The organism is Halococcus saccharolyticus DSM 5350 (assembly GCF_000336915.1).
GTDB classification, from domain to species: Archaea; Halobacteriota; Halobacteria; order Halobacteriales; family Halococcaceae; genus Halococcus; species Halococcus saccharolyticus.
Window position 1 is genome coordinate 53,290 of record NZ_AOMD01000020.1, and the last position, 20,118, is coordinate 73,407.

The following is a 20,118-nucleotide window of genomic DNA, read 5'->3' on the forward strand; positions in this document are numbered from 1 at the left end:
TAACAAAGGTTTTTGCGCGCGCGCCGCCGAACCCCGGAAAATGGTCGATCGCGGCGAGGTCTGTGTGTTGCTCCCGACATACGACGAAGCCGCGACCATCGGCGACGTCATCGCGGCGTTCAGTGATCGCGGCTTTTCGAACGTGCTCGTCGTCGACGGCCACTCGACCGACGGGACGCGGGAGATCGCTCGCGAGCACGGCGCGCGCGTCCTCACCCAGTCCGGCCACGGCCGCGGCGCTGGCAAAGGTCAGGCGGTTCGAGAGGGTGTCGCCCGCGCGGACGCGCCGTACGTCCTCTTGCTCGACGGCGACGGCACCTACCGACCGGAGGACGCCGACGCGCTGCTCGAGCCCCTGCTGAGCGGCGAGGCCGAACACGTCATCGGCGATCGATACGCCGATATGGCCGACGGCGCGATGACTCGGCTCAACGGCGTCGGCAATCGGCTGATCAACCGCGCGTTCCAGTACATTCACGGCCGCGATCTCGGTGACATCCTGAGCGGCTATCGCGCGTTCACGACCGCCTCCTTCGAGCGATGTAACCCTTCGTCGGAGGGGTTCGGAATCGAGACCGAGCTCGCCGTCGAGTGTGTCAAGCGCGGGATCCCGACGACGGTGGTCCCGATCCGGTATCGGGCGCGTCCCGACGGCTCGGAGACCAATCTCAGACCCGTCCGCGACGGCGGGAAGATCCTCCTGACGCTCTACCGGCTCGCGAAGACCAACAACCCGCTCTTCTACTTCGGTAGTGCGGGTGGTCTCGCGGGGCTCGTGGGGGCCGTCGTGGCTGCGTACGTCGCCATCGAGTGGATCACGCTTGGGATCTCCCACGAGGTGCTCGCGGTCGCGTCGGCTTTTGCGATCATCGTCGGCGTCCAACTAGTGATGTTCGGCGTGCTCTCGGACATGATCCTCGCGATCAACCGCGAGCAGACCCGGCGATTCGAAGAGCTCGTCGGTCGCCGTCGCGCCGACCGTCCGCCGTCGTCAGCACCGCGCACGCAGTCGAGATCCGGTGATTACACCGATCCCGACACCGAGTCGAGTGCCGACCGGCCCCTGGTCTCCGAGCGTGGCGAACCGCGAGACGACCGTCGGCGGAGTCGCCACGCACGAAACGACGGCGGCGAGAGCGAGGCCGTCGAGCCGGAAACGGACGGCGAACGGCCGAGCGGCTAAAACAGCGATCGGAGCCGATCGAGGAGTCCTGTGGGTCCGGACTGACGCCGTTCCTCGAAAACGGGATGAAGCGCGTCGAGCAGCGCGCCCTCCGAGTCGAAGCGGTCCCGCTCGACCTGCTCGAGTGCCGTAGAAAGCGCCATCGAGCGGCCGGATGGATCGTACGGCACGTCGGGATCGCCGAGCGTCCGGACGATCTCGTCGTTTTCGGCGGGGAAGACGAGATCGGCACGGTCGAGACGGTCGTCGAGCGCGGCGATCCCGAACGCGAGGGTGTCGGGTTCCTCGGCGTCGTCCTGTGGGGGTCGTGCGGCCATACCCGGCCATACCGGTCGAGCGATGAAAGTCCTGTGTCCCAACCCAACGACTATCCGCCAGCCCCCGCTTTCTCGAACGATGACCGACTACACCACCGTCTCGATCCCGAAGGACCTCGCCGATCGGGTCGAGGAGACCATCGAGGGGACGAGTTTCCAGTCGACCAGCGACCTCGTGCGATTCCTGCTCCGGAGCATTGTGATCCAACACCAACAACAGGGCGAACTCACCGAGGCCCAGTTCGACGAGATCGCCGAACAGCTCCAGGACCTCGGCTACCTCCAGTAGTCACTCCGGGAACTCCGCCGGCGGCGCACCGGCGAGACGTTCGAGCGGCTTTCGAGTGCCGTCGCGCGAAAACACCGCAAGCGAATCGGTCTCCCACGGTGGCACCGCGACGAACACCACTCCGTGGAGGTCGTCGGTGCGGGTGAGTTCGAGGCCTCCTTGGGGGTGCGAGACGAACCGTCCCTGGGTCTGGCCCGCGGGTGTGCCGAGATCCATCCCGAACACCGCCGATACCGACCCACCTGCTTCCGGAAAGTAGAAATGTGTGAACACGGGCGTCTCGGGCGGGAGATCCGGTTCGGTCGTGGATCGACCCTCGACTTCGAGGTCGCCCGCCGGCGTGACCGCGAGCCCGATCGTTACCGACTCCGGCTCGGCCTCGCGAGCGAACTCCAGCAGTGCCTCGACGAGGCCGTGAGTCGCGTACACCACGTCGTCGGGCCGATCGGCGTGCGACATAATCCAGCTACCTCACCCCGAGAGGAACAGCCGCGCGGTCTTGGCGTACAGCGACGGCGCACGCCGGCGCGAGCCGTCGAGTGCCGTGGACAGCGCCCGGCTTGCGTCCTCGTGGACGCCAGCACCGTGACCGACGAGGACACGATCGGGCGTGAATCCCCGGAACGACCGGCGTGGTGGGAGCAAGCGCAGCGCCGGATGGACGCCGAGTCGCTCGGTGCCGGTCCGGAAGAACTCCGCAGTGCCGAGCGCTTCCGCGACCACGAGCGTCCCCTCGTCGGCGTGATACAGCGCCGCCTCCTGCCACAGCGGCGTTGCGATCTTCCGGAGCCGGTAGCCCGTCTCGCCGAGTTCGCTCGAAAACCGTTCGACGGGTGCATCGAGCTCCGACGCGACGCCGGTCATCCACGACGGGACGTGAACCGACACGTCGTGTCGGCGCGCGATCTCCGCCGCATCGCGCTTGTGCCGGGGGAGCAAGAGCACGACGCCAGCGACCGTTCCGAACTCTTCGAGGAGGTCGTCGAGGTCCGCTGCATCCACCGGATCGACGAGCCAGACACCATCGTCGGTCGCGAGGGCGTGGCTCGCGCGCTGCATCCGCTCGTCGGGGTAGGCGATCCAGCCGACGCCGCCGTCGAAGCGATCGATTTCGTCATACGCGGCCCGGCCGGAGCCTTTCATCGACATGGATCCGCTTGGGACCGGCGGCGCATGAGCGCGTCGGTGGGTGTGACTTTATACGCACCCGCACCGTTCGCCCCGCATGATCACGACGATCGAGTGGCTCGCCCTCGAAGTCAAATATCTCGACCGCGCGAGCGCGTTCTATCGTGATCATCTCGATCTCGATACCGTCACGAAGCGCGAGAACGAGATCGCACTCGCCGTCGGCGACACCGACCTCGTGCTCCGTCGGCCCACGGCCCTGCCGCGCGGCGGCCTCCACACCCACTACGCGCTCTCGATCCCTGCCGCCGAGTACGACGCGTGGTACGACCGGCTCGCCGAACCCTTCGAGCTCGACGAGCACACCTTCGGCAGCGCGCGCTCGCTCTACTTCTACGACACAGAGGGCAACTGCGTCGAACTCGGCGAGTCAGAGGCGTCGGGGACGGGAGTGCTCGGCGTGTTCGAGGTCGTCCTCGAAGTTGAGGACCTCGACCGCGCCGAGGTGTTCTACACGGCACTCGGGATGGACGTGATGGATCGCGGGAGCGAGCGACGGCGGGTTCGGCTCGACGCCGGCCCGTTCGCTCTCGAACTCTGGGAGCCCCAGTTGGGCATCGCCGACGCACGCGGCGGCGTCCACGTCGACTTGGGGCTCGGCGTCGGCCACCCCGAGACGGCGCTCGAACGGGTCGAGGATCGGGTGTCAGCCGTGGAGCCCACCGACGAGGGGATTCGGGTGCGCGACCCTGATGGTCACTTCCTGACGTTCGTCTGAACCGGCGGTCGCTCGGACGAGCTACCCGAATCGGTCCCGGAGATTCTCTCTATCGATCTTTCCGGTCGCGGTGAGTGGAAATTCGTCGACGAACTCCACCCGATCGGGAACCTCGTGGCTTTCCAGCTCCGCCTCGCAGGCGCGCTTGATCTCGGCTGCCGACACCGATCCCTCGCTGCGACGCTTGATGACCGTCGTCACCGACGCTCCACGGACGTCGTCCACCGTATCGATGATCGCGACCTTCTGGACGGGGTCGATCTCGTAGATCACTTCCTCGATCTCGCGCGGCGAAACGTCCCCACATCCCGTCGTGAACATGTCCTCGATCCGATCGACGACGAACAGAAACCCGTCCTCGTCCATCCACCCGATGTCGCCGGATGCGAGCCACCGCTCCCCGTCGCGTTCGACGAAGTTGTTCTCGGTGATTTGGCGCTTGTTGTACCGCGGCGTGACCGTGTCGCCGCGCCAGAGCAACTCCCCACGTGCGCCGCGCTCGACCGCATCGCCGGTTCGGGGATCCTCGATACGGAGGGCGACCGCCTCGGTTGCCGGCCGGCCGACACTGCCTGGCTTGTGCCCCTCCGGTCCGGGGTGATTGAACGCCGACAGCGGCGTCGTCTCGGTCATGCCGTACCCCTCGAGCAGCGTACAGCCCAGTACTCGTTCGACCTCGTCGATGCGCTCTTTCGGCATCGGCGACCCACCGACGCCGAGCGCCTGCAGACTGGAGACATCGTACTCGTCGAGGCCTTCGTGATCGAGGAGTTCGACGACCATCGTCGGGATCAGGAAGGCGTATGTGACGCCGTGGCGTTCGATCGCGGTCAGTGCGGCCTCGATGTCCCACGTTTCGAGCAGGTGATTTTCGGCCTCCAGAGCGATGAACGGCGTCGTGGTGACGTTGAGTCCAGTGACGTGAAAACAGGGACACACCGTCAACGCCACGTCCTCACGGCTCCACTCGTTGTAGTTGATGAAGCCGTTGGCGTTCGCGTCGAGGTTGCCGTGGGTGTGATAGACGCCCTTCGGTGCGCCGGTCGTCCCGCTCGTGTACAGCAACTCGGCGAACTCCTCGGATCGCCGGGGCGTCACGTCGTACTCCGACGCACCTCTGTCGAGGAGATCGGCGTAAGCGTGGGTCGTCGGTTCGCCTCCGTGATCCGCGTTCCGACGATCGGCGGTGACGACGCCGACCGCGCCGCTGTCGGACAGTACGTACCGAGTCTGTTGGTCGGTGAATCGTGTGTTGACCGGTACCGGGACGGCCCCGCATTTCATCGTGCCGAGATAGGCACAGACGAACGCCACGCCGTTCGGCATATCGACCGCCACTCGGTCGTCGGTTTCGACGCCGCGCCGCTCCAGCGCATCGGCGACACGATCCGATCGCTCGGAGAGCTCCCGAAACGTGAGCGATCGGGTCCGGTCGCCGACCGCCAACGCCTCCGGCGCGTTCCGCGCCGCGGCGTCGGCGTAGTTGGCGAAGTTCACGTTCCTCCTGTTTGGTACGTGTTGGCAAATGTTTTTCGCGCCTTCGTTGATACGTAACACAACCCACAACTATATTCCGTGTCAGCAAGACAGAACGGTGCTACCGATCGCCGATTTTTGTCCGGCAATACCGGACAGATGAGTCACGAAGACGTTCCGAACCGACCCTCACTCCCGTGCGAAGATGAGGTTCGCCCGTATCTCGTCGGCAGACTCTCGCACTGTATCGACGAGTTCGGAGTTCCGCGGATCGGTCGTGAACTGGTCGGTGGTGCTGTAGACCGCGATGGAACCGTGGACCTCGGTGTCGGTGACGATCGGTGCGGCGATGCCCGTCATACCCGCGATCAGTTCCCCGTCGTCGACTGCGTAGCCGTCCTCGCGGACCCGCGCCAGCTCGGTAGCGAGATCGGTCTCGTCGGTGATCGTGGCGGGCGTTCGCGGCGGAAGCCCGTGTTCGGCGAGGACGTGTTTGACTTTCTCCTCGTCGAGATGTGCGAAGATCGCTTTTCCCGGCGCATTCGTGTGGAGGTGTGCGTGACGTGGATACGTCGTCGCCTGCTGGGAAAGGGTCTCTCGCTGCCAGCGCGACGCTAGCAACAGCGCACAGCGGCCGTGTTCTACCGTGACCAGCTGGACGTGGTGTCGCTCGTCGATGGTCTCGAACAAGCCAAGCGTCTCCTCGCGGCCCTGAACGAACAGATCGTGGTGGTTGCGGGCGATCTCACCCACGTGAAGGAACTGCATGCTCAGTCGGTACGCTCCATCCTCGTTGACCACGTCTCCGACTTGCTCCAACGTCCGGAGATGATCGTGGGCCGTACTCTTGGGAACGTCCAGCGCCGTGGCGACCTCGGTCACTCCGGCTTTTCCTCGGTCGACGAGTAGCTCGATGACGTCGTGAGAGAGCTTGACCGCTGCGACGGGATAGGATGTCATGGAGAATGTCTGGCTCCGTTCCTGCTTAGTTTGTTCGGTAATACCGGATAGATCATGACGTGATGATCGGACAAGTAAAAGCAAATTACGAATATTTGATATGACTGTATGCTTTTGTTTTGGGCATTTAGCACATCGTATCTCACTATAATTTCCTTCCATATTCTAGTGACTTTTTTCGGCGAAAACGCACTAAGTAGGCGACTTTTATCGTCTTCAAATCGGTTTGCCTCGGAACCAGAACGAACGTACTAGAATAATCAACAAAAATCTTATCTATGGGGCTACCATCACCGGAACTGCAGAAGGAAACACGATCGATAATGAACGAAGCAAACGACACAGCAGCTACACGACGTGGGGTGATGAAGGGTATCGGCGGGCTCGCCGCGCTGTCCATGTCCGGCGCGACGATCGCAGAGGCGGAGGACGTTTTGAACGACTCGGTGCCGAGCGACCCGCACACGCTCGACACGTACCGCTCCATCGTGGACGCCATCGTGCCCCGCACGCCGCAGCTCGAAAGCGAACTCGGGCCGGAGCACGTTCCCGGCGGCTTGGACGTCGAGTTGGAGAAGTTCCTCGTCTGGGACTTCAACCACTTCCAGGAGATTCGCGCCGAGATGGTCACCGAGAAGGGGCTGCTCGACGGTCCCTCCGACGCCGAGATGCCACTGGAGATGTTCGAATCGGTGCTCGATTTGACCAACCTCGGTGGCCTGCTCGGTCCCGATTCTCCCCTCGATGTCGTGCTGGACCTCGCCGATCTCGACCTCGGCGACCTGCTTGACCTGGACGGGGACGCGCTCGAAGAGGCCCTCACGTTCGGGCCGGTCGAGCGCTACGACATCTCCTTTGCCGACGACGTTACCTCCTCGTCCGGTCCCGCCGAGTTCGAACTCCTCGTCGAGACGGCCAACGAGACGACCCATCAGGTGGTGCAGAACTACCCCTACGCGCCGGCGTTCACGCTCGTTTTCGACATCGTCGCCGCGGAGTTCATCGCACGCGGGGAGAACGAGGACGCGATCAAGCGCGACCGCAGCAAGTTCCCCGCCGGTGGCACGTTCGTCCAGCTTTCGCCCGAGGACCGTCTGCGCTGTCTCTGGACAATCGTCGACGGTAGTGCGATAGACCGACTCGACGACCTGCTTTCGCCGCTCGTGCCCGACGTGGGCATCCTGAAGTACGTCGTGATGGCTGTGAATGGCCTGCACGGCTTCGGCTACTACACCGAGTGGTCCGGTCTTGGCGAAACCAAGACCAACAACCCGACCGAGCGATCGCTGTCCACGCCGGCCGGCGAGGTCCAGAGCCGGCAACAGAGTGGCTATCCCGGCCCGGCAGACGGCTACGCCGCGAACTGGCGGCACGCCGTCGATGGCGGCTTCGCCGACCCCGACGTGGAGAACCTGAATCTGCCGAGCGACCTGAAGGGTGACGACGTCATCGAGGGCATCGGGGGTGGAACCTGATGAACGACCCCGATGTGGTGATCGTCGGTGCGGGTGCGGACGGCCCGGCGACGGCGTGGAAACTCGCTCACGATCACGGCGTGGACGTGCTTCTCCTCGAAGGTGGCCCGTGGCACGGCAACGAACAGTGGCCCGAGCCGCACGCCGATTCCGGTGGGACAATCAGCACCGACCCCGAAGATCTGGATGGCAAGCTGCTCGACGAGCAGTTCACCCATCGCGAGGCCGACGCGAACGACCCCACCTACGGCTACCTGCGGGTTGGTCCGGCCGACCACTCGCGGGCACCGTGGTTCCGCAACCTCCACCAGAACGCCTTCATCTGGCAGGTTGGAGCTGTGGGCGGCACGTCGCTGCACTACTTCTCTAACCATCCGCGCGGGTATCCGACCGCCTTCAACGACCAGCCCCACTGGCCGTTCGACTACGAGGAGCTCGTTCCGTACTACCAGCTGAACGAGGAGCTGACGAGCACCCAGCAGGCACCGATGACCGCCAAAGAGGAGGTGTTCATCGAGGGCGCAGATGCCCTCTACCCGCTCATCGAGAGCAAGAACGTCACTGAGACGGGCTGGCGGCCGCAGGCCAATGCCGTCGAGGTCCCCGGTCGGGAGACCGCGACCGGCGAACCTCTCGACGCCGACTACGAGGGGTCGTTCTCCTACGACGACGGGTTCCGCGGCGATACCCTCGTCGGCGACCACTTCCAGGGTTCCTCGACACCCGTCGACGCCCCTGTTCGGGACAAAGCTCGAAAATCGAGCAACGTGGGCTACGTGCCGCGCGCTCTCGACACCAACAAAAACGACAGTCAGGGCAACGTCGCGCTCCGGCCGAACGCCTACGTGACCGACATCGAGACCAATGAGGGTGCGGGCACGCTCGAAGCCACCGGAGTGACTTTCCGTGATTCGTGGTCCGGTCAGTCCCAGACTGTCAGTGCCGATACGGTCGTGCTCGCCGGTGGCTGCATCGAGACGCCCCGGCTGTGGCTCAACGCAGGACTCCCCGACGACGGCTGGGTCGGCAAGGGTCTCACTACTCATTGGTTCGACTGGGTCGTGGGCGTCTACGACGACGAGACGGTCGCCGACATCAACCCCGAGGTCGAGCACATGGATCCCTACGTCGGGCAGAACTCGGCAGTGCGCTTCGACAAGCCCGGCGTCGGTGGGATGGAGGACATCGGAATGAGTCCTGGTCTGGTCTCCTACGCCGATTACCTGTTCAGCCAGGCGGGCTACAGCTTCGACACCGAGGTCGATCCGAGTGAACCGTGGGACACCCGTGGATACGTCGTCGGCGAGGAACTCAAGCGTCGGATGTCGAACTACAAGCAGACGAAGGCGCTGCTCATCCTCACCGACGACCTCCCGCGCCAGAGTAATGGGGTGTCGCTCGACAACACCTTCAGCGACGAGCACGGCCCGGTTCCGAAGGTGAAGTGGGAGCCACACCCCGACGACGACGCGAAGCGCGACGAGCTGTCGAGAATCGCGGCGAACATCCACAAGGAGGCGGGAGCCGACCACGTCCACCGATGTGACTGGCCGCCGCTGCTCCTCCACATGCAGTCGTCGATGCGGATGGGGGAAGTGCTCGACGAGAATGCCGAGGCGAAAAACGTCAACCGACTGTTCGTCGCCGACCACTCGGCGATGGCCAACGGCGTCGGTGGCCCGAACCCGACCAACAGCGGCCAGGCGCTCGCGCTACGGACCGCCGACAAGATCGCCGAACTCTACTTCTGAGTTCGGCTCCGGTCCGGTTTTATCGAACTGAAGAACACCGATCCGTCTCGCTGTCAATCCAATCGATCGGTGTCGATCGTGACGCCGGATGGCGTGACCAGCAGAAAGCGTCGGAAGTGGATGAGCTCGCCGCCCATCTCGCGGATGTCGGGCGCGAACCCGGCCGCAAGACGCTTCATGTCGCCCTCGACGGCGAGCACGAGCACCGCGCCGTCGTCGACCTCCGCGACCCACTCCTCGTCGGACGTCCGCCCGTCAAGCACCCCGAGGACCACCCGGCCGGTGTCGTCGGCGTCCTCCACGTCCATCTCGGATTCGATCGTCTGGAGATCCAGATCGAACTCGCTCATACTGGGTCTCACCGCGGTCGAAGAAAACGCTTCCGTCAGTCGTCGGCCGGCTCCGCCCGCGGCGAATCGGGCGTCCGGACGGCCTGCCGGGAGAAGTACGTCGCCAACGCGGGGCCGGTGACGTTGTGCCAGACGCTGAACAGCGCGGGCGGGAGCGCGGCGAGCGGGCTGAAGTACGCCGTCGCGAGCGCGACCGCGAGCCCGCTGTTCTGGAGAGCGACCTCGAAAGTACACGCCCGGACCCGTTCGGGGCTCATTCCGCTCGCGCGCCCGACGCCGTAGCCAGCACCCAGGCCGATCGCGTTGTGGGCGACGACCGCGAGCAACACGACCGCGCCCGCAGTCAGGATGTTCTCGACGTTGAGCCCCACGACCGCCGCGACGATGGCGACGATGGCGGCGACGCTGATTGCGGGAAAGATCGAGAGACCCGCCGCCGCGAGCCGCGGCGCGTAGCGGTCGAGGACGATCCGGAGCACGAACCCGGCAATCACGGGGAGCAGGACGACCTGAACGATGCTCGTGAACATCTCCGCGAACGTGACCTGGAGCTGTTCGCCGGCCAGCGCGACGACCCACGCCGGCATCACGACCGGCGCGGCGATCGTCGTCACGGTCGTGATCGCGACCGAGAGCGCGACGTCGCCCTTCCCGAGATACGTCATCACGTTCGACGCCGTGCCGCCCGGTGCGGCACCCAGCAAGATTACGCCGATCGCGAGTTCGTGCGGAAGCGAGAGCGCGACCGTGATCGCCCACGCCGCGACCGGCATCACGAGCCACTGGGTGACTGCACCGATCGCGACGTCGCGCGGGCGCTCTGCGATCCGCGTGAAGTCTGCAGGCTGGAGCGTCAGCCCCATCCCGAGCATGATGACGCCCAACAACGGCGTGATGTAGGGTTCGATCCAGGTGAACGTCGCTGGCGAGGCGAGCGCCGCACCCGAGAACAGCACCACCCAGACCACGAAGTACGTGCTCGCGAACTCCCCGATCCGTTCGAGACGATCGAGCACGCTCACGTTCTCACCTCCTTGCTCACGGGATGGACAAGATGGCGGTCCCGCCACGTGAGTGTGTGAGACGATCCATCGACACGATCGATGTCGTCGGACATACCACGGCCGTCACCACGCCCCGATAAAAGTCCTCGCCCGCGTCGGTTACGCGTACTCCTTCCGGAACCCGCGGAACTCGGTCAGGTGGGCCTCCTCGTCGGTGAGGATCGTTACTGCGATGTCCTCGGTCACGGGATCGTCGGCGTCGCGTGCGGCGTGGATCAGCGATCGATAGGTTTCGATGGCGTCCTCCTCGGCTTCGAGGACTCCATCGATCACCGCAGGCACGTCCGTCGAATCCTCCGGTGGCTGGAGGCTTTCCTGGTGCATCTCGAAATCGGCCGACGCTGGCGGGCGTTCGTCGAGCTGTTTCAGCCGCTGGCCGAGCATCCGGGCGTGATTGAGTTCCTCGTCGATGTCCACATCGAGGCTCTCCTTGATCTCCTCGGCGCGAACCCCATCGAGCACGATGGAGTTGGTGAGGTAGTTCATCACGGTCTCGATCTCGTCGCCGTAGGCCACCTTGAGCAGCCGGGTCACCTCGTCGCTCGTCATGGAACCCGCTACACGCCCCGAGAACTTCAGTGTAGCTGCCGACCTCCGACACACGTCGCCGCGCCGACGAAGCGCGCGCGAGCGAAACCCACCCTCGATTCTCCCGATACGCGGAAGAAACGGCGCTTCGATAGCGATCGCATCGTGGTGATTCGTCACGCCTGATATTGAGACGTATAAGGAATTGCCGACAAATGGTATCCGTTGACTGCTGTCGGTTTTGCGATCGACCGTCGCACGGGCCGTCCCCCGGCGTGTGGCGGAGCGACAGGTTTATCAGTACCATGCGCATCGGAGTCGACTGCAATGTCCCACCACAACGTGGACACGGAGGACACGTCGGAGACCCCGGCGGGTCGAGTTCTTCCAGGGCACACTGGAATCCACAACTGAAGTCGATAAGATTCGAATTTTCGACACGACGCTACGTGACGGCGAGCAGTCGCCACGCACCTCGTTCAGCTACGACGACAAGCGCGAGATCGCCGCAACGCTGGACGAGATGGGAACTCACGTCATCGAGGCCGGGTTCCCGGTGAACTCCGACGCGGAGTTCGAGGCCGTGAGCGACATCGCCGCGAGCACGAGTGTGACAACCTGCGGCCTGGCACGCGTCGTCGAGGGCGACGTCGACGTCGCGCTGGACGCCGGCGTGGAGATGGTCCACGTCTTCGCATCGACCAGCGACGTCCAACTGGAGGACGCGATGCACGCCAGCCGCGAGGAAATGAAGGAACGATCGGTCGAGGCGGTCGAGCGCGCGAAGGAAGCCGGCGTCGAGGTGATGTTCTCACCGATGGACGCCACTCGTACTGATGGAGAGTACCTGATCGACGTGATCGAGGCGGTCTCCGTGGCCGGCGTGGACTGGATCAACGTCCCCGACACCTGCGGGGTGGCGACCCCGACGCGCTTCGGCGACCTGATCGAGACCGTCCGAGCGCACACCGACGCCCGGATCGACGTCCACACCCACGACGATTTCGGCCTGGCGAGCGCGAACGCGATGGCCGGCTTCGAGGCCGGGGCCGAGCAGGCCCAGGTCAGCGTGAACGGGATCGGCGAGCGTGCCGGCAACGCGGCCTACGAAGAGGTCGTGATGAGCGCCGAGTCACTCTACGACGTGGACACCGGGATCGATACGACCCGAATCACCGAGATCGCGCGGGTCGTCGAAGGGATGAGCGGGATCGAGACCCCCGCCAACAAACCGATCGTCGGCGCGAACGCGTTCAGTCACGAGTCGGGGATCCACGCCGCGGGCGTGATCGAGAACTCGGACACGTTCGAGCCGGGCGTGATGACCCCCGAGATGGTCGGCGCGGAGCGCGAACTCGTCCTGGGGAAACACACGGGCCAACATTCGGTACGCGAGCGGCTCGTCGAGGCCGGCTTCCAGCCGACCGACGACGAGGTGCGCGAGTGTACCCGACGAGTGAAGGACTTCGGTGCCGAGAAGGAGCGGGTCACGATGGACGTCTTGACTCGCTTCGCGCACGAGGTCGGCATCAGTCAGTCGGAGCAGATCGCCCGAAAGGAGGCCGACGACTGAGCCATGCGCGCCTCGAACGCTCCATCCCACCACCAGCGGGTAGCGCCAGCCCGTGCGAGCGGCGGTGCGATCGATCCTCGCCACGACCCCGATCGGCGCAACGCTTGCAGCGCACGCAAGGGTTATTACCGTCGGAATGGAGAGGAAGAGTACGATGTTCCGATCGACCGTCGCACGAGGGCCGCAGCCTCGGAGCGACGCGGTCGGCGTGCGTGTGTCGATCATTGTAGGGGCGTAGCCCCCTACATCACCTTCTCCCCCGACCCTACTGCACCGACCACACAGCGACCAGCACGCGCGACTCCCACGCGATCCATGCACGACCGACAGCGACCTCGAAAACAACCACCACGACCGACCCGACCACGCCAGACGCATCGCCCACAACCCACACCGCGAACAGGGGGTGTGCCGTGAGCGAACAGCAACCGACCCACCGCCCTGACGCGGACGAACCGGCCACCGCCGAAGCTACGACGGCCGAGGAGATGGCTGCCGACGACGCGAGCGCCGAAGCGGCGTCCCCCGAGGACGATGCGGGCGCTCGGCCCGTGACGACCGGTTCGGAATCGGTCGTGCGCGCGCTCGAAACCGCCGGCGTCGAGCATCTCTTCGGGGTCCAGGGCGGCGCGATCATGCCGGTGTACGACGCGCTGTACGACTCGGATTTGAGCCACGTCACAATGGCCCACGAGCAGGGTGCGGCCCACGCCGCCGACGCATACGGCATCGTCTCGGGCGATCCCGGCGTCTGTCTCGCGACCTCGGGACCGGGGGCGACGAACCTCGTGACCGGGCTCGCGGACGCCTCGCTCGACTCGGACCCAATGATCGCGCTCACGGGACAGGTCCCGACCGCGATGGTCGGCTCGGACGCGTTCCAGGAGGCCGACACCACCGGGATCACGAGTCCGGTGACGAAGGAGAACTACTTCGCAAGCGACGCCGACACCGTGGGTGATGCGGTCGGCGAGGCGTTCGCGCTCGCCGACGAGGGTCGCCAGGGACCGACGCTCGTCGACCTCCCGAAGGACGTGACGAACGGCGCGACCGAGCAGGAACCAGCCGCGGGGAGCACGCCCGAAACCTACGATCCGCCCGAACGCGCCGAGCGCGAGGCGGTCACAGCGGCCGCCGACGCGATCGCTAGCGCCGAGCGCCCCGTAATCCTCGCGGGCGGCGGCGTGATCAAGGCCGAGGCGTGCGACGAGCTCCGGCAGTTCGCCACCGAGTACGGAATTCCTGTGGTGACCACGATGCCGGCAGTCGGCGCGTTCCCCGAGGATCACGACCTCGCGATGGAGATGGCGGGGATGCACGGTACGGGCTACGCGAACATGGCGATCACCCACTGCGACGCGATGTTCGCGGTCGGCACCCGGTTCGACGATCGGCTCACTGGTGGGGTCGAGACGTTCGCACCGGAGGCCGAGATCGTCCACGCCGACATCGATCCCGCGGAGATCTCGAAGAACGTCCACGCCGACTACCCGCTGCTCGGCGACGCCGGCACGGTGATCGATCAGGTCCACGACGCGCTCGCCGAGGAGCGGGCGGCGGACATGTCGGCGACCGGCGAGCGCTGGACGGCGTGGCGCGAGCAGTGTCGGGACTGGAAGGACGAGTACCCGATGGACTACGCCACACCGGCGGACGAACCCCTCAAACCACAGTTCGTGGTCGAGGCCGTCGATGCGGCGACGGCCGACGACACGATCGTGACGACCGGTGTCGGTCAGCACCAGATGTGGGCGGTCCAGTACTGGACGTACACCCAGCCCCGAACGTGGGTCTCCTCGCACGGTCTCGGGACGATGGGCTACGGGCTGCCTTCCGCCATCGGCGCGCGCTTCGCAGCCGACGACGACCAGTCGGTGGTCTGTTTCGACGGCGATGGCTCGTTCCTGATGACGCTTCAGGAGCTCGCGGTCGCCGTCAGGGAGAACCTCGACATCACGGTGTTCGTCCTGAACAACGAGGCGGTCGGGATGGTGCGCCAGTGGCAGGACGGCTTCTTCGAGGGGCGGCGGATGGCCTCGGAGTACCCGTGGATACCCGACTTCGAAACGCTCGCCGAGGCGTTCGGCGCGCGCGGGTACACTATCAACGCGACCGACGACGAGAGCGAGGTTGAGGACGTCGTGAGCGAGGCGCTCGGCTACGACGGGCCGTCGGTCGTCGACGCCCACATCGACCCGACAGAGAACGTCTACCCGATGGTGCCGAGCGGCGGCGCGAACGGCGAGTTCGTCCTCGCGGAGGACCAGCTATGACGGAAGGCCTCCAGGGTCCGGCTCCCGACGAGCGTCCGCAACCGTCGGGCCGGCGCAACGCGCAGGGAATTCGGATCGATCCTGAGGTCGCGGCCGAACCCGAATCGCGGCGAACAGTGCTATCGGCGCTGGTCGAGAACGAGCCGGGCGTGCTCGCGAAGATCTCCGGACTCGTCTCGCGCCGGCAGTTCAACATCGAATCCCTCACCGTCGGAACGACCACGAACCCCGAAACCTCCCGGGTCACGCTGGTGATCGAGGAGCCCGAACCGGGCGTTCGCCAGGTCGAAAAACAGCTCGACAAGGTGATCAACGTGATCTCGGTGCGCGAGCTGGGCGACGACGCCGTGCGCCGCGAGCTCGTGGTGCTGAAAGTCCACGGCGAGGAGCCGGACAAGGTCAACGCCGTCACCGAGATGTACGACGGCACCACACTCGACGCCGGTCCACGGACCATCACTGTCCAGATCACCGGCGACGAACAGAAGATCGACGACGCGATCGACGCCTTCCGGCAGTTCGGGATCCGCGAGCTCGCACGAACCGGTCAGACCGCGCTCGCGCGCGGCGAGGAGTGGACGACGCACGCCGAAGAGGAGCGGTACGAACGGGTACACGATACATGACAGAACACGCGACGATATACTACGACGACGACGCAGACAGCACCGCCATCGACGGGAAGACGGTGGCCGTAATGGGGTACGGCTCACAGGGCCACGCCCACGCGCAAAACCTCGCCGAGAGCGGGGTCGAGGTGGTCGTGGGGCTCCGCGAGGGATCGAGTTCGCGCGACGCCGCCCGCGAGGACGGCCTCGACGTGGAAACTCCTGTGGAGGCCGCCGCGCGCGCGGACATCGTCTCGATGCTCGTACCGGACACCGTTCAGCCGTCGGTGTACGACGACATCGAGAGCGAACTCGACGCCGGCGACACCCTCCAGTTCGCCCACGGGTTCAACATCCACTTCGGCCAGATCGAACCGCCCGAGGACGTGGACGTGACGATGATCGCCCCCAAGAGCCCGGGCCACCTCGTCCGGCGCAACTACGAGAACGATCAGGGGACGCCGGGTCTGCTCGCGGTTTATCAGGATGCGACCGGCGAGGCGAAATCGGAGGCGCTCGCGTACGCCCAGGCGATCGGCTGCACCCGTGCAGGGGTCGTGGAGACCACGTTCCGCGAGGAGACCGAAACTGACCTGTTCGGCGAGCAGGCGGTGCTCTGCGGTGGCGTGACGAGCCTGATCAAGCAGGCCTACGAGACCCTCGTCGAGGCCGGCTACTCCCCGGAGATGGCGTACTTCGAGTGTCTCAACGAGATGAAACTCATCGTCGATCTGATGTACGAAGGCGGACTCGGCGAGATGTGGGACTCCGTCTCGGATACGGCCGAGTACGGCGGTCTCACGAAGGGCGACGTCGTGGTCGACGAGCACGCCCGTGCGAACATGGAGAACGTCCTCGAAGACGTTCAAAACGGGGCGTTCGCCCGCGAGTGGATCGCGGAGAACCAGGCCAACCGGCCCGCCTACCGCCAGCTCAGGCAAGCCGAGAAGAACCACGAGATCGAGGACGTGGGCGAGCGCCTGCGCGACCTGTTCGCGTGGGCCGACGAGACCGAATCGAGCGAGGAAGAACCCGACGCAGAGCGAGTCCAAGCAGATGACTGAGAACACGACACGACCGATGACGAACGAAACGACACGGCAGACGACGGACGCGACGAACCGAACGATGAGCGATGTCGACCACACCGACCCCCATACCCGCCGACCGTTCGGCGAGCACGTGGTGTTCGCACGCGGCCCGACGGTGGCGGCGGATGGAGGTGAGCGAACCGACGGTTCGCGATCCTCGTCGGGCGAGCGAAGCGAGTCCGACGGTGGGAAGCGGGACCCGGAAACCGTGGACGATGAGGAAACACAGGACGCTGAGACGGACGACCGGATGGAAGACGTAGACCACGAGCCGCCGAGTGAGACCGAGGCGAACCCGGTCTTCGAGCGCGGCCGCGAGGGTCGCGACGACGCTCGATGAGCGAGCGCACCCTCTACGACAAGGTTTGGGACCGCCACGCGGTCGCGGAGTTGCCCACTGGCCAGACCCAGCTGTTCGTCGGTCTCCACCTCATCCACGAGGTGACGAGCCCACAGGCGTTCGGGATGCTCCGCGAGCGCGATCTGGAGGTGGCCTACCCCGATCGGACCCACGCGACGGTCGATCACATCGTCCCGACGGCCGACCAGTCCCGACCCTACGGCGACGACGCCGCAGAAGAGATGATGAGTGAACTGGAGGAAAACGTCCGCGAAGCCGGGATCGACTTTTCGGACCCGACGACGGGCGACCAGGGCATCGTCCACGTCGTCGGGCCCGAGCAGGGGCTGACCCAGCCGGGGATGACCGTGGTCTGCGGGGACTCACACACCGCGACCCACGGCGCGTTCGGCGCACTCGCGTTCGGTATCGGGACCTCCCAGATCAGGGACGTGCTCGCCACGGGCTCGATCGCGATGGAGAAACAGCAAGTCAGAAAGATCGAGATCACCGGCGAACTCGGCGCGGGTGTCGAGGCCAAGGACGTGATCCTCGCGGTCATCCGGAAATTGGGCACTGACGGCGGCGTCGGCTACGTCTACGAGTACGCTGGCGACGCGATCGAATCGCTCGGAATGGAGGGCCGGATGAGTGTCTGCAACATGTCGATCGAGGGTGGCGCGCGCGCGGGCTACGTCAACCCCGACGAGACGACGTACGAGTGGCTCCGCGAGACCGACGCCTTCCGGGGCGATCCCGAGAGGTTCGAGCGACTGAAGCCCTACTGGGAGTCGATCCGTTCGGACGCCGACGCGGAGTACGACGACGTGGTGACGATCGACGGCGGCGCGCTCGAACCGATGGTGACGTGGGGCACGACGCCTGGCCAGGGCATCGGGATTTCGGAGCCGATCCCCGCGCCCGAGGACCTCCCCGAGAGCGAACGCGACACCGCGCGGCGTGCCCAGGAGCACATGCGCGTCGAGCCGGGCGAGAAGATGGACGGGTACGAGATCGACGTCGCGTTCCTCGGATCGTGTACCAACGCTCGCCTGGCTGATCTGCGCCGCGCGGCGCGGATCGTGACCGGCCGCGAGGTCCACTCCGACGTGCGCGCGATGGTGGTGCCCGGGAGTCAACGTGTCCAGGCCACCGCCGAGGAGGAAGGCCTGAAAGACGTGTTCACCGAGGCGGGCTTCGAGTGGCGCAACGCGGGCTGTTCGATGTGTCTCGGGATGAATGAGGATCAACTGGAGGGCGACGAGGCGTGTGCCTCCTCGTCGAACCGGAACTTCGTTGGCCGCCAGGGATCGAAGGACGGTCGCACAGTGCTGATGAACCCGCGAATGGTGGCCGCAGCAGCCCTGAAGGGGACGGTCACGGACGTTCGCGAGATCGAGGAGCGAGAGGTGCCTACCGCATGAGCACCGACGACAGCGGCGCTACAGAAGCCGGCGCGGACGGCGGAGACGGTCCCGTCGAAACCGTCGAACACGTCTCCGGAACGGGCGTCCCGATCCGGGGCAACGACATCGACACCGACCAGATCATCCCGGCGCGGTTCATGAAGGTCGTCACGTTCGATGGGCTGGGGCAGTTCGCGTTCTTCGATCAGCGCTTCGACGACGATGACGAACTGAAGGACCACCCGATGAACGAGGAACGCTTTCAGGAGGCGTCGGTGATGGCGGTCAACGCAAACTTCGGGTGTGGCTCCTCGCGCGAGCACGCCCCCCAGGCGCTCCAGCGGTGGGGGATCGACGCGCTGGTCGGCGAGTCGTTTGCCGAGATCTTCGCGGGCAACTGCCTCGCGCTCGGCATTCCGACCGTGACCGCCGATTCCGAGGCGATCGCCGATCTCCAGAAGTTCGTCGAGGACCATCCCGACGCGATGATCGACGTCGACGTGGCCGCCGAAACGGTGCGCTACGGCGATCGGGAGATCGACGTCACGGTCGACGACGCCCAGCGCACGGCGCTCGTCGACGGTGAGTGGGACACCACAGCCCTCATGCGATCGAACGCTGGCGTCGTCGACGAAACCGCACGGGCGCTCCCCTACGTCGATGACTGACCGGATCGCGGTGATTCACGGCGACGGGATCGGGAAGGAGGTCGTTCCGGTTGCGGTCAAAGTACTGGATGCGGTCGGCGACTTCGCATTCGAGTACGCCGAAGCGGGCGACGAGACACGCGCCGAGACCGGCACACCGCTCCCCGAGGAGACCCGGGAACTGGCCGCGGCAGCCGACGCGACGCTGTTCGGCGCGGCTGGAGAGACCGCTGCCGACGTGATCATCCCGCTCCGGCGGGCAGTCGAGTCGTTTGCGAACGTCCGCCCGGCGCGGGCGTACCCCGGCGTCGATGCGATTCACCCCGAAACCGACCTCGTGTTCGTTCGGGAGAACACCGAGGGTGTCTACGCGGGCATCGAGAGCGATATCACCGAAGACGTCCGGACGCTCACGCGCGTCACCACGGAGTCGGCCTCGCGGCGGATCGCCGAGTTCGGATTCGACTACGCCACAGAGCACGGTTACGACGTGACCGTGGCGCACAAGGCGAACGTGATGCGCCGTACCGACGGCCTGTTTCTCGACGGTGCTGCGGCGGTCGCTGACGAACGCGGGGCGGAGTACGAGACAGCCTTGATGGATGCGCTGGCGATGCATCTCGTGATGGATCCCACCGAGTATGGGGTCGTGATCTGCCCGAACCTCGCGGGCGACGTGCTCTCGGATCTCGCGGCCGGCCTGGTCGGCGGGCTGGGACTGCTCCCGAGCGCGAACGTCGGCCCAGAGCGCGCGCTGTTCGAACCCGTTCACGGTACTGCGCCCGACATCGCCGGCGAGGGAGTCGCCAATCCCGTCGCGACGGTGTTGAGCGCCGCAATGTGCTGTGAGTATCTCGGCCACGACGCGGCAGGCGAGCGCG

21 protein-coding genes are annotated in these 20,118 nt (G+C 65.7%); 13 read left to right on the forward strand and 8 right to left on the reverse strand.

Annotated features, from left to right (window positions below; genetic code table 11):
- Window positions 1–40: 40 nt before the first annotated feature.
- Entirely contained in the window at window positions 41–1,183 is a 1,143-nt protein-coding gene (gene aglJ, locus C449_RS08185) for an S-layer glycoprotein N-glycosyltransferase AglJ (protein WP_006077517.1), read from the forward strand.
- On the opposite strand, the gene C449_RS08190 is transcribed toward aglJ, so the two are convergent.
- On the reverse strand, window positions 1,180–1,500 hold the full coding sequence (locus C449_RS08190; protein ID WP_006077518.1) for a DUF5789 family protein: 321 nt from the start codon (window positions 1,498–1,500) through the stop codon (window positions 1,180–1,182). The two genes, aglJ and C449_RS08190, sit on opposite strands and share 4 nt — an antisense overlap.
- A gap of 79 nt (window positions 1,501–1,579) precedes the next feature.
- On the opposite strand from C449_RS08190, the gene C449_RS08195 reads away from it, so the two are divergent.
- Entirely contained in the window at window positions 1,580–1,789 is a 210-nt protein-coding gene (locus C449_RS08195) for a ribbon-helix-helix domain-containing protein (RefSeq protein ID WP_006077519.1), read from the forward strand.
- On the opposite strand, the gene C449_RS08200 is transcribed toward C449_RS08195, so the two are convergent.
- Together C449_RS08200 and C449_RS08205 are read right to left on the reverse strand one after the other, a co-directional pair.
- Window positions 1,790–2,248 carry a hypothetical protein gene (locus C449_RS08200; protein ID WP_006077520.1) on the reverse strand — a complete coding sequence of 153 codons (459 nt, stop codon included), beginning with the start codon at window positions 2,246–2,248 and terminating at the stop codon, window positions 1,790–1,792. It abuts the gene before it with no gap.
- Window positions 2,249–2,260: 12 nt separating this feature from the next.
- A complete protein-coding gene (locus C449_RS08205) occupies window positions 2,261–2,938 on the reverse strand; it encodes a hypothetical protein (protein WP_006077521.1) in 678 nt (225 codons plus the stop codon).
- A gap of 76 nt (window positions 2,939–3,014) precedes the next feature.
- Between C449_RS08205 and C449_RS08210 the strand changes: the two genes are divergently transcribed.
- Window positions 3,015–3,695: a VOC family protein gene (locus C449_RS08210; RefSeq protein WP_006077522.1), complete on the forward strand. Its 681-nt coding sequence runs from the start codon at window positions 3,015–3,017 to the stop codon at window positions 3,693–3,695.
- A gap of 21 nt (window positions 3,696–3,716) precedes the next feature.
- Here C449_RS08210 and C449_RS08215 read toward each other — a convergent pair whose 3' ends face one another.
- Window positions 3,717–5,192, reverse strand: a complete 1,476-nt coding sequence (locus C449_RS08215) for a class I adenylate-forming enzyme family protein (protein ID WP_006077523.1) — start codon at window positions 5,190–5,192, stop codon at window positions 3,717–3,719.
- 168 nt (window positions 5,193–5,360) lie between these two features.
- Entirely contained in the window at window positions 5,361–6,131 is a 771-nt protein-coding gene (locus C449_RS08220; RefSeq protein WP_006077524.1) for an IclR family transcriptional regulator, read from the reverse strand.
- 365 nt (window positions 6,132–6,496) lie between these two features.
- Here C449_RS08220 and C449_RS08225 point away from each other — a divergent pair, with 365 nt between their 5' ends.
- Complete coding sequence (locus tag C449_RS08225) at window positions 6,497–7,606, forward strand: hypothetical protein (RefSeq protein ID WP_241430095.1); 1,110 nt, start codon at window positions 6,497–6,499, stop codon at window positions 7,604–7,606.
- Window positions 7,606–9,357 (forward strand): GMC oxidoreductase, encoded by a 1,752-nt coding sequence (locus C449_RS08230; protein ID WP_006077526.1) that lies wholly within the window; start codon window positions 7,606–7,608, stop codon window positions 9,355–9,357. Before C449_RS08225 ends, C449_RS08230 begins: the two co-directional genes overlap by 1 nt.
- 53 nt (window positions 9,358–9,410) lie before the next feature.
- Here the strand turns inward: C449_RS08230 and C449_RS08235 are convergent, their stop codons facing one another.
- The 3 genes from C449_RS08235 to C449_RS08245 all read right to left on the reverse strand — a co-directional run bounded on the left by C449_RS08235 (window position 9,411) and on the right by C449_RS08245 (window position 11,320).
- On the reverse strand, window positions 9,411–9,707 hold the full coding sequence (locus tag C449_RS08235; protein WP_006077527.1) for a DUF5779 family protein: 297 nt from the start codon (window positions 9,705–9,707) through the stop codon (window positions 9,411–9,413).
- A gap of 35 nt (window positions 9,708–9,742) precedes the next feature.
- Entirely contained in the window at window positions 9,743–10,729 is a 987-nt protein-coding gene (locus C449_RS08240) for a bile acid:sodium symporter family protein (RefSeq protein ID WP_006077528.1), read from the reverse strand.
- A 141-nt stretch (window positions 10,730–10,870) separates the two neighbouring features.
- Window positions 10,871–11,320 (reverse strand): ferritin-like domain-containing protein, encoded by a 450-nt coding sequence (locus C449_RS08245; RefSeq protein WP_006077529.1) that lies wholly within the window; start codon window positions 11,318–11,320, stop codon window positions 10,871–10,873.
- Between the two features lie 301 nt (window positions 11,321–11,621).
- Between C449_RS08245 and C449_RS08250 the strand changes: the two genes are divergently transcribed.
- From C449_RS08250 to C449_RS08285, 8 genes are all read left to right on the forward strand, one after another.
- A complete protein-coding gene (locus tag C449_RS08250) occupies window positions 11,622–12,872 on the forward strand; it encodes a LeuA family protein (protein ID WP_049913976.1) in 1,251 nt (416 codons plus the stop codon).
- Window positions 12,873–13,285: 413 nt separating this feature from the next.
- Window positions 13,286–15,145 (forward strand): biosynthetic-type acetolactate synthase large subunit, encoded by a 1,860-nt coding sequence (ilvB, locus tag C449_RS08255; protein ID WP_006077531.1) that lies wholly within the window; start codon window positions 13,286–13,288, stop codon window positions 15,143–15,145.
- On the forward strand, window positions 15,142–15,771 hold the full coding sequence (ilvN, locus tag C449_RS08260; protein ID WP_006077532.1) for an acetolactate synthase small subunit: 630 nt from the start codon (window positions 15,142–15,144) through the stop codon (window positions 15,769–15,771). The genes ilvB and ilvN overlap by 4 nt, the downstream gene beginning before the upstream one ends.
- Window positions 15,768–16,817, forward strand: a complete 1,050-nt coding sequence (gene ilvC / locus C449_RS08265; RefSeq protein WP_006077533.1) for a ketol-acid reductoisomerase — start codon at window positions 15,768–15,770, stop codon at window positions 16,815–16,817. The genes ilvN and ilvC overlap by 4 nt, the downstream gene beginning before the upstream one ends.
- 16 nt (window positions 16,818–16,833) lie before the next feature.
- Window positions 16,834–17,184, forward strand: a complete 351-nt coding sequence (locus tag C449_RS08270) for a hypothetical protein (protein WP_049913978.1) — start codon at window positions 16,834–16,836, stop codon at window positions 17,182–17,184.
- Window positions 17,181–18,608: a 3-isopropylmalate dehydratase large subunit gene (gene leuC / locus C449_RS08275; protein WP_006077535.1), complete on the forward strand. Its 1,428-nt coding sequence runs from the start codon at window positions 17,181–17,183 to the stop codon at window positions 18,606–18,608. Before C449_RS08270 ends, leuC begins: the two co-directional genes overlap by 4 nt.
- Window positions 18,605–19,258, forward strand: coding sequence for a 3-isopropylmalate dehydratase small subunit (gene leuD / locus C449_RS08280; protein WP_006077536.1), 654 nt, complete (start codon window positions 18,605–18,607; stop codon window positions 19,256–19,258). The genes leuC and leuD overlap by 4 nt, the downstream gene beginning before the upstream one ends.
- Window positions 19,251–20,118 (forward strand): isocitrate/isopropylmalate family dehydrogenase (locus C449_RS08285; RefSeq protein ID WP_006077537.1); only part of this gene is annotated, 868 nt, incomplete at its 3' end. The genes leuD and C449_RS08285, both read left to right, overlap by 8 nt.

Coding starts and splice junctions, on each gene's coding strand:
- aglJ (WP_006077517.1), top strand. CDS start 41: ATGGTCGATCGCGGCGAGGTCTGTGTGTTGCTCCCGACATACGACGAA.
- C449_RS08190 (WP_006077518.1), bottom strand. CDS start 1,500: ATGGCCGCACGACCCCCACAGGACGACGCCGAGGAACCCGACACCCTC.
- C449_RS08195 (WP_006077519.1), top strand. CDS start 1,580: ATGACCGACTACACCACCGTCTCGATCCCGAAGGACCTCGCCGATCGG.
- C449_RS08200 (WP_006077520.1), bottom strand. CDS start 2,248: ATGTCGCACGCCGATCGGCCCGACGACGTGGTGTACGCGACTCACGGC.
- C449_RS08205 (WP_006077521.1), bottom strand. CDS start 2,938: ATGTCGATGAAAGGCTCCGGCCGGGCCGCGTATGACGAAATCGATCGC.
- C449_RS08210 (WP_006077522.1), top strand. CDS start 3,015: ATGATCACGACGATCGAGTGGCTCGCCCTCGAAGTCAAATATCTCGAC.
- C449_RS08220 (WP_006077524.1), bottom strand. CDS start 6,131: ATGACATCCTATCCCGTCGCAGCGGTCAAGCTCTCTCACGACGTCATC.
- C449_RS08225 (WP_241430095.1), top strand. CDS start 6,497: ATGAAGGGTATCGGCGGGCTCGCCGCGCTGTCCATGTCCGGCGCGACG.
- C449_RS08230 (WP_006077526.1), top strand. CDS start 7,606: ATGAACGACCCCGATGTGGTGATCGTCGGTGCGGGTGCGGACGGCCCG.
- C449_RS08235 (WP_006077527.1), bottom strand. CDS start 9,707: ATGAGCGAGTTCGATCTGGATCTCCAGACGATCGAATCCGAGATGGAC.
- C449_RS08245 (WP_006077529.1), bottom strand. CDS start 11,320: ATGACGAGCGACGAGGTGACCCGGCTGCTCAAGGTGGCCTACGGCGAC.
- ilvN (WP_006077532.1), top strand. CDS start 15,142: ATGACGGAAGGCCTCCAGGGTCCGGCTCCCGACGAGCGTCCGCAACCG.
- ilvC (WP_006077533.1), top strand. CDS start 15,768: ATGACAGAACACGCGACGATATACTACGACGACGACGCAGACAGCACC.
- C449_RS08270 (WP_049913978.1), top strand. CDS start 16,834: ATGACGAACGAAACGACACGGCAGACGACGGACGCGACGAACCGAACG.
- leuC (WP_006077535.1), top strand. CDS start 17,181: ATGAGCGAGCGCACCCTCTACGACAAGGTTTGGGACCGCCACGCGGTC.
- leuD (WP_006077536.1), top strand. CDS start 18,605: ATGAGCACCGACGACAGCGGCGCTACAGAAGCCGGCGCGGACGGCGGA.